This is a genomic window from Paenibacillus sp. Soil787 (assembly GCF_001429545.1).
GTDB lineage: Bacteria > Bacillota > Bacilli > Paenibacillales > NBRC-103111 > Paenibacillus_E.
Genome location: NZ_LMSP01000010.1, coordinates 50,743 through 63,789 on the forward strand (window position 1 = coordinate 50,743; position 13,047 = coordinate 63,789).

Consider the following 13,047-nt stretch of genomic DNA (forward strand, 5'->3'; position numbering starts at 1 on the left):
CGTTATGTGCGATCACAGATCGGATGGAGAGTGAAAGCCGTTGAAAATATGGGTTTCAAACAAGCATGAAACACTAAGAGTTATCGCGATTAAAAACCGGTTATCCATTGAAGAACTCGTTTTGCTAAATCCGCAGATTGAAAATCCCGATCTAGATATCACGGGAAAATCGGTCTATCTACCTTCCGCAACTGAAGCTAACAATGAAATCCAATCGAGGGCTTCTTCGATTGGCTCAATTCCAACTTGCCCGGTCGCACCGACAGAAATGCTGAATAACTGGATTCCCCTCACGCCTATCTCCCAGATGGCTCAGCAGGAATATGATGTTCTGATCATCGGCACCGGAGCGGGCGGAGGATCTGTCCTATGGAGATTGTGCGAACAATGGAAAAGGCAAGGGAAGCGGATTGGCATCATTGAACGGGGAAACCAAGTGATCCCTACGCATGCCCGAAATCTGACGACGATGAACCAAGAGCGCCTCACAGCTTATTTTAGTTACTTATCCAAGCCGCTGCCGGGTGCTATGCCAGAATATCCGGGAGCCAGGCAGCTTTTTGCGCTGGGAGGCAGAACGTTATTCTGGTATGCATTTACTCCCAGGATGCATTCGTGGGATCTGGCGAAATGGCCTATACCTGTTCATGAGATGGAAAGCTATTACGGCATTGCCGAACAAGTCATGAATGTTACCGGAGTATTCGCGGAAGGGGCTTCGTTCACGGAGATTTTACTGGAGCGGTTGTGGCTGCGCGGTCATTCCAAAGCGGCGCCTCTTCCGATTGCGGCTGATATCGTACCCCAATCTGCCGGACAGATTCATACCGACATGTTTACGAGTTCCATTTCCCTGCTTGCCCGAGCGCTGAATCAGAGGCCTTTCGATTTGGCGATCAACGCACGTGCCACGCAGATTCTTCATAACAACGGAAAAGTCACAGGTGTCAAGGTCGTTTCCCCGGATAAAACCGCCTATACTTTAAAAGCTAAAACAGTTGTTTTGAGCGCGAGTACTTTTGAGACACCACGCTTGCTGTTACATTCGGGGTTTCAACACCGAGCGCTGGGGCACTTCCTGACGAATCAAAGCTTTGTTCAAGCAACAGGAACGATATCTACAGCTGATTTCCCTATCCCTTGGGGCCCCTTGAATATTATGATACCGCAAAAACCAGATACTCCTTACTCCGTGCTAATGACTGGGCCGGAAGCTTTCTACTGGTATCCAGTTACCATTGAAAGACCGTTAACAGGTGAAACTACGGTCAACTTCTATGGTTATGGTAAAGTCGAACCGAGATACGAAAATCGGATTACCCTGAATCCGGACAAAATTGACGAGTACGGTGTCCCTGAAATTAAGGTTCATTTCTCCTTGAGCGAGGCGGATTGGAACGTCGTTGGCCATATGACGGAAGGGATAAAACGCATTGCCAAGGATGCAGGCGTACGTCTGGTTTCCAAGAGCGGCAAACCGTCCATTTGCTTGACCCCGCTAGGCGATTTGCATCATGACTCAGGCACTTGCCGAATCGGAGACGATCCCAATACTTCCGTCGCCAACCCATACGGGCAAATCCATGGAGTCTCCGGCCTCTATGTGGCCGACAACAGTGCTTTACCTTACATCGGAGCCGAAAATCATACTTTGACTACGATTGCGCTCGCCATTCGTACAGCTGATCATATTATTCGGCAGGAGGGTATGCAGCCAAAAACGAAATGAAAAAGCTTCCTGGGTAAACAAAGAGAATACGGCCTAGCATGTTATGCTGAGCCGTCGGGTCGGTTACTGGCTGGAATCTCCCATTATATATGCAAAACACCCCTTAACTTATCAAATAAGTTAAGGGGTGTTTTACATTGCTGACGTTTTACAAGTTACAACATCTTATATATGTATAAATATGAGAGAACAACAAAGCACTAGACATTCTGTCTAAAATTTTGACGAAATTATAGACAACTTGTGAACTTTGTTATAGTATAATTGACAGTCGGTTAATTGATTTGCGAGTTGAACTTGCTGGGTAAGTCAACTTGTTTATTTATTTATCCTTAAAAAATCTACAATGGGGGAATATCATGAAGAAGAATATTTTGGGGAAAGTTTCGTATTCGGTCATAAGTGCATCGTTGTTGGCGGGACTGCTGACTGGTTGCGGTGCAGCGGGAAGTGGGTCCGGCAGCTCAGGTGATGTTATTAAAATTGGAGCTAACTTGGAGCTTTCAGGGGCTGTTGCTTCTTACGGACAATCCATTGCACAAGGTATCGAGCTCGGGGCAGAAGAAATTAATAAAAATGGCGGAATCAATGGCAAGAAAATCGAAATTATTAAAGCTGACAACAAGTCAGAGGCAGCCGAAGCAACTAATGCAGCTATTAAATTAACCAGCCAAGATAAAGTGGCCGCGATTATTGGCGCAGCAACAAGCGGAGACACGGTAGCACAGGTTCAAATCGCTACTGATAACAAAACGGTATTGCTGACACCTTCTGGCACAAGCCCGAACGTAACTGTAGGAACGAGCGGCAAAGTCAATGATTATATCTTCCGTACTTGCTTTATTGACCCTTTCCAAGGTAACGTTGCTGCGAACTTTGCAGCTAAAAACTTGAACGTGAAGAAGGCGGCAATCTTTGCAGACAACGCGAGTGATTACGCGAAAGGACTTGCATCTTCCTTTAAAGATACTTTCTCAAAAACTGGAGGTACTGTAGTCGCTCAAGAATCTTATGTAGCGAAAGATACAGACTTCCGCGCGACATTGACTCGTATCAAAGCAGCGAATCCAGAGTTTGTCTTTATTCCAGGCTACTACGAAGAAGTTGGTTTGATCATCAAGCAAGCACGGGAGATGGGGATCACGGTTCCATTCATGGGCGGAGACGGTTGGGATTCTCCGAAGCTGGTTGAACTGGCAGGCGCTGCGGCTCTGAATAATACATTTATTACGAATCACTACTCTTCCGAAGATCCGGACAAAACGATTCAAAACTTTGTTACAGCATTTAAAGGCAAATACGAGAACAAATCCCCGGACGCTTTTAACGCACTTGGCTATGACTCAGTTTACCTGATCGCAGACGGTATCAAACGTGCCGGCTCGACTGATGGAGCGAAAATTAAGGATGCTATGGCGCAAACAAAAGATTTGGCTTTAGTTTCCGGGAAAATTACATTTGACAACCAGCATAACCCGATTAAAACTGCAACAGTATTAAAGTATAAAGATGGTAAGCAACAGTTCGAAACAAAAGTTAATCCTTAATACGTGTTTAGCATGGGTGGGGGAATCTCCCTCACCCGTTTTCATTTTCAGAAGGGGATTGAAGAATATGGATTGGATACAGCAGATTATTAACGGAATCTCACTTGGCAGTATCTACGCGCTTATCGCATTAGGCTATACGATGGTCTACGGTATTATTCGCCTCATTAACTTTGCGCATGGTGATGTGTTCATGGTCGGTGCGTTTATCGGCTTCTATGCTATTAAGTACGCTGGTTTAGGCTTCTTCCCGGCTCTGATCATCGCTATGATTATCTGCGCGCTTCTTGGTGTCGTTATTGAGAGAATTGCATACAAGCGCTTGCGCAACGCGAGCCGAATAGCAGCGCTGATTACAGCGATCGGGGTTTCCCTTCTAATTGAATACGGAACTATCTATTTGCGTGGTGCTCAGCCAGAAGCGTTTCCGCAAGTATTGCCGAATCAAAGCTATAAATTTCTGGGAGCAACGATCAGCAGCGCTTCAATCTTCATTCTCTGCGTATCAGTGTTCTTAATGATTATTCTGCAATTCATTGTTCGCCGTACGAAAATCGGAAAAGCGATGAGGGCCGTATCCCACGATGCGGAAGCCGCTCGCTTGATGGGCATTAATGTGGATCGGACGATCTCGGCTACCTTTGCCATTGGTTCTGCTCTAGCAGGTGCGGCAGGGGTTATTTTCGGGATCTACTATACGAAGATCGAGCCGCTCATGGGCGTGATTCCAGGCTTGAAAGCATTCGTTGCGGCTGTGTTAGGCGGTATTGGTATTATCCCGGGAGCTGCGATCGGTGGACTTGTCCTTGGCTTGGTTGAAACGTTGGTTAGTGCACTGGGCTACTCCAACTGGCGGGATGCTGCTGCATTCATTATTTTGATTTTAATTCTCATCTTCAAGCCGTCAGGCATTTTGGGTAAAAATACTCGAGAGAAAGTGTAGGTGACGGACGAGTATGAAAAAAACTAACGGATTATTTTGGTTATTCCTTATTGTTTCCATTATTGTATATGGCCTTGTTCAGTTCCTCATAAGCACAGGCATATTGAATGCTTTTTATTCGAATACGTTAATCTTTATTGTGATTAATATTATTCTCGCCGTCAGCTTGCATCTGGTCATCGGGATTACAGGTCAATTCTCTATTGGTCATGCAGGTTTTTTGGCCGTAGGTGCTTATGTGGCCGCAATTTGTACGAAGCTGCAGCTTCCTTTTCCGCTTGCTTTAGTTATTGGAGGCGTAATTGCAGCAGCATCGGGCTTGCTGATTGGCATTCCGAGCTTGCGGCTAAAAGGTGACTACCTAGCAATTGCTACACTCGGTTTTGGGGAGATCATCCGCATTGTGTTCGTAAACATTGATTATGTGGGCGGGGCAGCTGGGATGCAGGTTGCACATTTGACCAATTGGACATATGCCTTCCTTTGTCTGTTCATTACCTTACTTGTCATTATGAACTTTACGAATTCCACGCATGGCCGAGCTTGTATTTCGATCCGGGAAAATGAAATCGCCGCGGATGCGATGGGGATTAACACGACGTATTATAAAGTTGTCGCTTTTGCAATTGGGGCGTTTTTTGCAGGTATTGCCGGCGGTTTATATTCGCACAATTTCTATATCATTCAGCCGACGAACTTTGGCTTTTTGAAGTCCTTCGATATTTTGATTTTCGTTGTGCTTGGCGGATTGGGAAGCTTATCCGGCGCGGTGCTTGCCGCGATATTGATGACGATCGTTTCCACCTTTCTGCAGAGCTATCCGGAAACTCGGATGGTCATTTACAGCGTCATACTGATTGTTGTCATGCTGTATCGACCAACAGGTTTGATGGGAACTAAAGAAATCACTTCTTACTTAGGCAAATGGTCGTTTGGCAAAGGAGGACGTTTGCATGGCAAATAAACCTTTGCTGCGGGTAAAAGATGCCGGCATTCAGTTCGGTGGATTAAAAGCGGTATCTGGATTTAATATGGAAATTCATCAAGGAGAACTCATTGGTCTGATTGGCCCCAATGGAGCGGGAAAAACGACTAGTTTTAACCTTCTGACGGGTGTATATGTGCCAACGGAAGGCGATATTCTGTTCGATGGCAAGAGGTTGAATGGACTTGCACCTTATCAAATTACACGAAGCGGGATTAGTCGGACCTTCCAGAATATTCGTCTCTTTAATGAATTGTCCGTACTCGATAACGTCAAAGTCGCTTATCACTCTTTGTCTAAGCATTCGATGATGAGCTCTATTTTGCGCCTTCCTTCACATTTTGCCGGAGAGAAAGAAATCGAAGAGAAAGCATTGCAATTTCTCCGGGTCTTTCAGTTAGAGTCCTATAAAGATGAAATCGCCAAAAATTTGCCCTATGGCCAGCAAAGACGATTGGAAATAGCTCGCGCATTAGCCGCAGGTCCGAAGCTGCTCCTTCTGGATGAACCGGCAGCCGGGATGAACCCGCAAGAGACACATCAACTGATGGAGCTTATTGCGTTTATCCGCAAGGAATTTCAGTTAACAGTCCTGTTAATTGAACACGATATGAAATTAGTAATGGGTATCTGTGAACGGATTTATGTGCTCGATCATGGACAGCTCATAGCACAAGGAACGCCTGATGAAATCCGCAATCATCCCAAGGTCATTGAGGCATACCTAGGTGAGGAGGTGAAGAGCGGCGATGCTTAAAGTTGATGAACTGGGTGTATATTACGGCAACATTCAAGCCCTGAAGGGGGTCTCTTTGGAAGTGAATCAAGGCGAGATTGTCACCTTAATTGGTGCCAATGGTGCAGGCAAAAGCACACTTCTGAAGTCATTGTCCGGTCTCCTTAAACCTAAGCAAGGTGATATCCAGTACATGGGCAGATCTATTGCGGGCAAGCCTGCACAAGAGATAGTAAAAGCGGGAATCTCTCATGTACCGGAAGGCCGCCGCGTATTTGCTAACATGTCCGTTGAAGAAAACCTGGAGCTCGGGGCTTATTTGCGAACAGATAAACGCGGCATTCGCGAAGATATGGAGAACGTGTATCGGTTGTTCCCTAGACTTCTGGAGCGTCGTAAACAGTTATCAGGTACGCTATCCGGCGGCGAGCAGCAAATGCTTGCTATGGGTCGGGCGCTAATGGCACGCCCTAAGCTGCTTTTGCTGGATGAACCATCCATGGGCCTTGCGCCATTGTTGGTTAAAACCATTTTTGAAATTATTGTAGAAATCAACCGCACCGGTACGACAGTATTGCTGGTCGAACAAAATGCGAATATGGCGCTATCCATTGCTCATCGCGCTTATGTGATTGAAACCGGAAAAGTCGTGATCTCGGGAACGGCTGCTGAGTTGCAGTCCAGTGACCAGGTGAAACAGGCTTATCTTGGCGGTCATTAAAGAGCGGCAGCTCTGGACGGGGCCTGCCAACGTTTTAAAGAAAATATACGCCAAGCCTTCGAACGTGATCGGCTTGGCGTTTTTCTTAAGACGGTATTACTAATGAAAAATATATACAACCATATGCATACAGTGGAAATACTGAACCGTATCGAGAATTTAAGTCCAAATTTAAAACCACAATGGGGTACAATGAATGTTGCTCAAATGTTGGCTCACTGCTCATCGTTTCAAGATATCGCAATGGGAAATTCCTTTCCCCCTAGAGATTGGCTAGGAAGGTTAATAGGAAGGTTTTTGAAACCTATGTTATATAATGACAAGCCAACACCACACAATATGTCAACAATTTCGACCATACGTATTTTAGATGACAAAGATTTTGAGACAGAAAAAGAAAAACTGAAACAAAAGATGTTAACTTACCAAAGTAACGGTCCAGATAAATGTTCACCCCATCCACATCCTTTTTTTGGAAAATTCACTAATGAGCAATGGGGTAAAGGAATTTATAAACATCTAGACCATCATTTAAGACAATTTGGTGTTTAATCCGGCGATTGCCTCCATGGCATATATACAAGCAAGCGATATGTACCGTACATATAATTATACCGTAGTGAAAAATTACTGAAGGGAATGAGTCAACATGAGCGAAGTAGGTTATGGACGTTCAAGCGCATTTATCTTAGTTCTTTTTATTCTTTTGGTAATCATCACATCATCTTTTGTAATTTAATATTTCCTTAATCCAATAAGAAAAGACGGAAGCCAACAATGGCCGCCGTCTTTCTTGTTATATGATTTCATTTAAAAGGATGAGTGAGCTGGGAATGAAAACTTTACAGCAGCGCAAAAGAAAGTACAGAAGTGTGAAAGTCGGGCAAAAAGCCATTCCTGCATCATCGCCCTCTATCTCTTCGCAAGTTAAAGAGAACTTAGGAACACCAGTATGTGTAGTGCTCAAGAACGGTTCTCTATATTACGGAGTTCTAAACGAATTACAAGGTGACCAAGTCATTCTTCAAGGGTTCAAGGGAAATCGGAAGCTCCCCCGAAATAAAGTCAAAGCTAAAGCACAAATATCCAGCTTAGGAGGTTTGGGAGGCTTACTTGGCGGAGGCGGATTAGGAAGCATGCTTGGCCTTCTTGGTGGCGGGGGTTCTGGGGGATTATTTGGAGGCGGCTCTAACGGATTGCTGGGTGGACTTGGTAAAGGTGGTCCTGCAGCAGGTACTGCCGGGGGTGGAGGGTTCTTTGGTAACATAGGCAGCTTTTTTAAGCTGGGGATGGGAGTCATTTCTTTTATCATGCCATTGATGAAAAATTTTTCGATTTGAGAAAGTAGACTTCTGTACGCAAGATATTGCCGGGAGAAAATAAAAAAGACAAGAACCGCAAAGCCTTGATGCTGTGCGGTTTTTGTCTTTTATGGCGGCGCGGCCATATTAGAACGGAGACAGGATTTGACTTTTATCTAATTTGAACCTGGTGAAACTACGGACTCTTCCAATTGCCTTGACTCCCGTCGCCGGCTCATGAATACCAAGGACAATGCAACTACTGTGAGGATAATCCCTAGCAATCTAAATCCTTCGAAGCTGAAGTTACCTCCCATTACGATGCCTATCAACAATGAAGAGAGAATGGTTCCCAGGTATCTTGATGTATTAAATAATCCGGATGCTACACCGATTAGTTCTTTTGGAGAGCTTTTGAACAAGGCCGCTTGCATACCGACATTGTTTAGCCCATTGCTAATACCGAATGCAGCTAAAGCCAAACAGCTACTAATAACCGGTGAAGTTTGATTCAATGTCACGATCCACACGGACCCGAGTGTCATCAGTATTGCGGACACAAGCAGTGCCGGCCTGGGTCCTGATTTATCGATCCATCGGCCTGCTATTGGAGAAGTAACGAGCGAGCACAAGCCTAAGCTAAGCATTAGAATCCCTGTATGGAACTCGTTGACATGACGTACCATTTGCAAGTAGGACGGAAGCCCGAAAAAGAGCGAGTAAAAAAGGACGTTAACGAGCATGAATTCGACATTGACCCAAGTCATCGCAGGATATTCGGCGAATGTGCGCAAAGGAATAAAGGGTGACTTCGCTTTTAATTCATGTCGTACGAAAGCGACAAGCAGCACGAAGCCTATCAGCCCGAGCATAATATTGCTTAATGAGATTTGCCCAGATGATTTTGCTGAAAGTAAGGAGGTGAGCAGAGCAACCAGACCCACTGTGAATAGCAGGATCCCTGACGCGTCAATCAAATCAAACCATTTACGACAGGACATGCCCCGCGCAACGGATGTTAACGGTTCGTCCTTAGGAATATGCCGCCAAGATAATAGAAAGCTCATCACCACGAACGGAATATTGACGAAAAAGATAGCAGGCCAGCCCCACCAGTGAATGATGACCCCGCCAATAAAAGGTCCAATGGCTGCTGCTCCGGATAGGAATATGGACAAAACAGACAGCGCAGTCGCTTGTTTCTCCGTAATATGAATTCGCACAATGGCCATTCCAACCGCAACCATCATGCTTGTTCCGATAGATTGCACAATGCGGAATACGATCAGCCACCCAAAGATTGGTGATAGTGGAGCTAATAAGGATGCAACGAAGGCTACAATAAGTCCGGTAAGAAATATCTTCCTGCGACCGAATAAATCGCTGGCCTTTCCCATGACAGGTTGAGCGATAGCACTCGCAATATAGAAAGAAAAAATAATCCAGGAAATAACTGTAAAGTCAAGTAAGAACACATTTTGCAGCCTTGGAATAGCAACTGAAACCATGGAAGAATTTAATGGGTTCAATAGTATCCCAAGGCCAACGGAAATCATCAACCACCTGCTGCGAGCATTCATTTTTGGTCACCTCTCTAAGTGTATTGATGTCATCCTACCTGAAATCGATAATTTATTCCAACGCATTTTATGTTATGATTTCATTGACTTGAAGGAATGAATGGAGGGGACGAAATGGAACTTCTTCAGCTGCAATATTTTCTCGCAGTAGCTCGATTGGAACATGTGACCGAAGCAGCACGAAGTCTGCATATTACTCAATCGTCACTAAGCAAAACGATTGGGCGCCTGGAGGAGGATCTAGGGGTTCCTCTATTCGATCGAACGGGGAGGAAGCTGCGATTAAATGAGTTCGGAAGCAGATTCCTTCGCAGTGCGGAAAGGGCTTTGTTTGAATTGGAACAGGGGAAGCAAGAGATTAGCGATTTATCCAGCCCGGAACATGGTACAATCGAATTGGCGGTGACGAACGCAAGCACGTTGCCAAATATCCTTCGAGAGTTTCGGAAAAAGCATCCCCATATTCAATTTCATGTGCAAATGCTGACCACGCAGGAAATGGTTACGCTTCTTCATAGAGGAGAGGTCGATTTCTGCTTGTCCTCACCTCCCATACAAGGGGATGACATTGAATGTCAAATCGTGTTTGTCGACCCCATCCTTGTAGCTGTTCCAAAGGGGCATCGGCTGGCAGACCGAAGCAGCGTAACTTTGGCAGAACTTAAGGATGAATGGTTTGTCGGTGTAAAGAGAGGCTACAGTACTCGCGATTTAACAGATTCCGTATGTAAATCGGCTGGATTTGCACCTAACTATGTGTTTGAGGGAAATGAGCCTGCCAGGCTAAGTGCTCTTGTGGAAGCCGGAATTGGCATTGCCTTCATACCAAGCACGGCAATGAATTCAAGGGAACATATCCACTATCTTCACGTAGAGGAACACGAATTGGTACGGGAGATTGCTTTATTACGGCACAGAAATCGGTACATCTCGCGGGCTGCTCTGGAATTCCGTGAGGTCGTTGTAGAATATTTTGGTCGATAACCAAACAGGCAATTTAATCATGCTTCACCACTAAAAAAGACACCCGAGAAGGTGTCTTTTTTGTGTGGAAGCGGGGAGAGACTCCCTACTGCTTTCCCTTTCCCTGCAATTCGTTCAAATATTCATCCAAACGATCGAAGCGCTCCTCCCACATGCAGCGGTAAGATTCCAGCCAGGTGTTCATTTCTACGAAGGGCTGGGCCCGGAGCTTATAAATGCGCCGATTGGCACTGGGCTGTACTTCAACAAACCCCGCGTCGCTTAGGACGCGGAGATGTTTGGAAACTTGTGGCTGCTGGAGGCTGAGGCGCTCGGCGATTTCCCCTACGGTGAGGGGACCGCTCCGCAGGAGTTCGACGATGTGCAATCGGTTGGGCTCTGCTAGTGCGCTCCAGGTTGTTGTGTTCAAGCCCATGTTCATGCGCTCCTTCCTTCAACATATACGGGCAAGGAAGTTCTTGTATAGTTCGGTTTATGCCGCTAAGCGGGGTGGCTGGCTAACTGATGCAGCTCTTTGTTTCCTATGATAACACACATAAGACCCGCCGATGATAACAAATCCGATGATGAAAAACGCCGCGCCGCCGACAGGATCGCCCACCGCGATATTTGAATACATGGCACCGACAAGGTCAAATGTAAGCCCGGCATAAGCCCATTCCTTTATTCTCGGAAAGCCAGGAATCAGAATCGCTACAAGACCTAATAATTTGGCTACGCCCAGAAAGGGCAGGAGGTAAGAGGGATAGCCTAAATGAGCAAATAAGGCAACAGCATCTGCTGCATAGAGGATATCTGGGATAGCACCAAAGCCCATTAAGACGACCAACAAACCTGTAAAAATCCAATACATAACTTTTGTTTTTTTCATAAAATATTACTCCCTTCGATTTATAATTTGATATTGGTTCTTACATAGCGGACAGTTGCTCCTCGAGACGATCCATTGTTGATTTGGCGCCCTCGACGGCTCCATATTCCTTGACCGCTTTCTCTAGATCAGCGGCAGATTTGAAGCGCGCCGTCATCGTGAGCTCTGTCGTTGTATTAGCCTGCTCCGCAAACGTGACCGTCACATGAAATGGTTCGTCTTCATCACCCCCGCCATGGGCGTATACGAGTCGTTCGGGGCTCACGATCTCGTGGTAGACAATTTTATTATCATAATCGACGCCATCCGGACCATGCATAATGTAACGCCATACCCCGCCTGTTCTAACATCAATTTCTTGAACCGTAGTCGTAAAGCCCTTGGGTCCCCACCATTTCGGCAAATGCTCCGGATCCGTCCAAGCCTTGAAAACCGATTCCCTCGGAGCATGAAAGATACGGGTGACACGGAGTTCTTGACCTACAATGGATGTGAGCGTGTTATTCGATTCCTGAGCGTTATTCATATAACCATCCTCCAAATTTTGTTTGTTCTTGCTTTCTGTATTGAATATACCACAATAGGAATATTCCTGTAAAGGAATATTTATGAGTTATTTTCAGATATAGAATTCGTATCAAACTAGGCGACCATAAATTTTATTCCGTCTAACATAGAACGATAGTTAACAATTTCGTTATCTTGCTGTTTCATTCGAGAATGCGTACAAAAGCTGACTTTCGGGGTTATACTGTACGCAGAGTAACGATACGAGCAAAGAGGGGGCTTACAGCATGCCTGAGAATCTATCGCAAAGATCGGCTGATCTGGACTGGAATTTCATCCAACAATCGCTGGACGAGCACGGTTATGCCAAATTACCTGGCTTGTTAAACCATACGGAATGTAAGGAAATTATTAGCACTTACGAGGAAGAAGGCCGCTTTCGATCGACCATTGACATGGCCCGTTACCGCTTCGGGGTCGGGGAGTACAAATATTACAACGCGCCTCTTCCTTTTTTGCTTCAACAGCTGCGCGAAGGTTTGTATCCGGAACTTGCCATAACAGCTAATCGCTGGCTAGAACAATTGGGGCATAAGGCTTCCTTTCCGGCAACATTAACGGAATTCCTTGATCAATGCCATCAAGAGGGGCAGAACCGTCCAACCCCATTGATCCTGAAATATGAGGCCGGGGGATACAATTGTCTGCATCAAGATTTGTATGGGAAAGTATTTTTTCCTTTTCAGGTCGTATTCGCTCTTAATCAAAGAGAAGTAGATTTCACAGGCGGGGAGTTACTATTGGTGGAGCAGCGTCCGAGGGCGCAAAGTAGAGGCCATGTCATCACACTGAAACAAGGGGAAGGTCTGATTTTTCCAACCAATCATCGTCCCGTTTTGGGAACGCGCGGCTATTATAAAACAACTCTTCGACACGGTGTAAGCACTGTTACAACGGGTACAAGATATAGTTTGGGTATTATATTTCACGATGCGAAGTAATGAGCATAGTCCACTTTAGCGCCTTCTCGTTCCGCAGAGAACAACTCTGTCCCAAAAGGACAGCCCCCGATTGGCGGAGGTCCTCATGGATTCGTGTAATCATCTTCAAGATAGATACCCTCAAGGTCTATAACCCTATTGG

The 13,047-nt window shown here is 45.6% G+C and carries 15 protein-coding genes; 11 read left to right on the top strand and 4 right to left on the bottom strand.

All coding sequences use genetic code 11. The features are described 5' to 3' along the window. Window positions 1–40 precede the first annotated feature (40 nt). From ASG93_RS11640 to ASG93_RS11675, 9 genes are all read left to right on the top strand, one after another. Window positions 41–1,729 carry a GMC oxidoreductase gene (locus tag ASG93_RS11640; protein ID WP_063891858.1) on the top strand — a complete coding sequence of 563 codons (1,689 nt, stop codon included), beginning with the start codon at window positions 41–43 and terminating at the stop codon, window positions 1,727–1,729. Between the two features lie 359 nt (window positions 1,730–2,088). Beyond that, the gene (locus tag ASG93_RS11645; RefSeq protein WP_056832050.1) at window positions 2,089–3,276 is read left to right on the top strand and encodes an ABC transporter substrate-binding protein; all 1,188 of its coding nucleotides are present in this window, start codon (window positions 2,089–2,091) and stop codon (window positions 3,274–3,276) included. 67 nt (window positions 3,277–3,343) lie between these two features. Further along, on the top strand, window positions 3,344–4,219 hold the full coding sequence (locus tag ASG93_RS11650; RefSeq protein ID WP_056832052.1) for a branched-chain amino acid ABC transporter permease: 876 nt from the start codon (window positions 3,344–3,346) through the stop codon (window positions 4,217–4,219). Window positions 4,220–4,232: 13 nt separating this feature from the next. Continuing rightward, window positions 4,233–5,183, top strand: a complete 951-nt coding sequence (locus tag ASG93_RS11655) for a branched-chain amino acid ABC transporter permease (protein WP_056832054.1) — start codon at window positions 4,233–4,235, stop codon at window positions 5,181–5,183. Beyond that, window positions 5,173–5,961, top strand: coding sequence for an ABC transporter ATP-binding protein (locus ASG93_RS11660; RefSeq protein WP_056832056.1), 789 nt, complete (start codon window positions 5,173–5,175; stop codon window positions 5,959–5,961). The genes ASG93_RS11655 and ASG93_RS11660 overlap by 11 nt, the downstream gene beginning before the upstream one ends. Next, window positions 5,954–6,661 carry an ABC transporter ATP-binding protein gene (locus tag ASG93_RS11665; protein WP_056832059.1) on the top strand — a complete coding sequence of 236 codons (708 nt, stop codon included), beginning with the start codon at window positions 5,954–5,956 and terminating at the stop codon, window positions 6,659–6,661. The genes ASG93_RS11660 and ASG93_RS11665 overlap by 8 nt, the downstream gene beginning before the upstream one ends. 102 nt (window positions 6,662–6,763) lie before the next feature. Next, on the top strand, window positions 6,764–7,213 hold the full coding sequence (locus ASG93_RS11670; protein WP_056832061.1) for a DUF1569 domain-containing protein: 450 nt from the start codon (window positions 6,764–6,766) through the stop codon (window positions 7,211–7,213). A gap of 97 nt (window positions 7,214–7,310) precedes the next feature. Beyond that, window positions 7,311–7,400: a YjcZ family sporulation protein gene (locus ASG93_RS34115; protein WP_082614862.1), complete on the top strand. Its 90-nt coding sequence runs from the start codon at window positions 7,311–7,313 to the stop codon at window positions 7,398–7,400. 94 nt (window positions 7,401–7,494) lie between these two features. Further along, window positions 7,495–8,001: a hypothetical protein gene (locus tag ASG93_RS11675; protein WP_056832063.1), complete on the top strand. Its 507-nt coding sequence runs from the start codon at window positions 7,495–7,497 to the stop codon at window positions 7,999–8,001. Between the two features lie 137 nt (window positions 8,002–8,138). Here ASG93_RS11675 and ASG93_RS11680 read toward each other — a convergent pair whose 3' ends face one another. Further along, a complete protein-coding gene (locus ASG93_RS11680) occupies window positions 8,139–9,542 on the bottom strand; it encodes an MFS transporter (protein ID WP_056832065.1) in 1,404 nt (467 codons plus the stop codon). A 114-nt stretch (window positions 9,543–9,656) separates the two neighbouring features. Here ASG93_RS11680 and ASG93_RS11685 point away from each other — a divergent pair, with 114 nt between their 5' ends. After that, on the top strand, window positions 9,657–10,526 hold the full coding sequence (locus ASG93_RS11685) for a LysR family transcriptional regulator (protein ID WP_056832068.1): 870 nt from the start codon (window positions 9,657–9,659) through the stop codon (window positions 10,524–10,526). An 85-nt stretch (window positions 10,527–10,611) separates the two neighbouring features. Here the strand turns inward: ASG93_RS11685 and ASG93_RS11690 are convergent, their stop codons facing one another. The 3 genes from ASG93_RS11690 to ASG93_RS11700 are packed head-to-tail and all read right to left on the bottom strand — an operon-like array spanning window position 10,612 to window position 11,923. Beyond that, complete coding sequence (locus ASG93_RS11690; protein ID WP_056832070.1) at window positions 10,612–10,941, bottom strand: ArsR/SmtB family transcription factor; 330 nt, start codon at window positions 10,939–10,941, stop codon at window positions 10,612–10,614. A gap of 57 nt (window positions 10,942–10,998) precedes the next feature. Beyond that, window positions 10,999–11,397, bottom strand: a complete 399-nt coding sequence (locus ASG93_RS11695; protein WP_056832072.1) for a DoxX family protein — start codon at window positions 11,395–11,397, stop codon at window positions 10,999–11,001. Window positions 11,398–11,437: 40 nt separating this feature from the next. Further along, window positions 11,438–11,923, bottom strand: a complete 486-nt coding sequence (locus tag ASG93_RS11700; RefSeq protein ID WP_056832074.1) for an SRPBCC family protein — start codon at window positions 11,921–11,923, stop codon at window positions 11,438–11,440. Between the two features lie 268 nt (window positions 11,924–12,191). On the opposite strand from ASG93_RS11700, the gene ASG93_RS11705 reads away from it, so the two are divergent. Beyond that, window positions 12,192–12,905, top strand: coding sequence for a 2OG-Fe(II) oxygenase (locus ASG93_RS11705; RefSeq protein ID WP_056832076.1), 714 nt, complete (start codon window positions 12,192–12,194; stop codon window positions 12,903–12,905). Window positions 12,906–13,047: the final 142 nt, after the last annotated feature.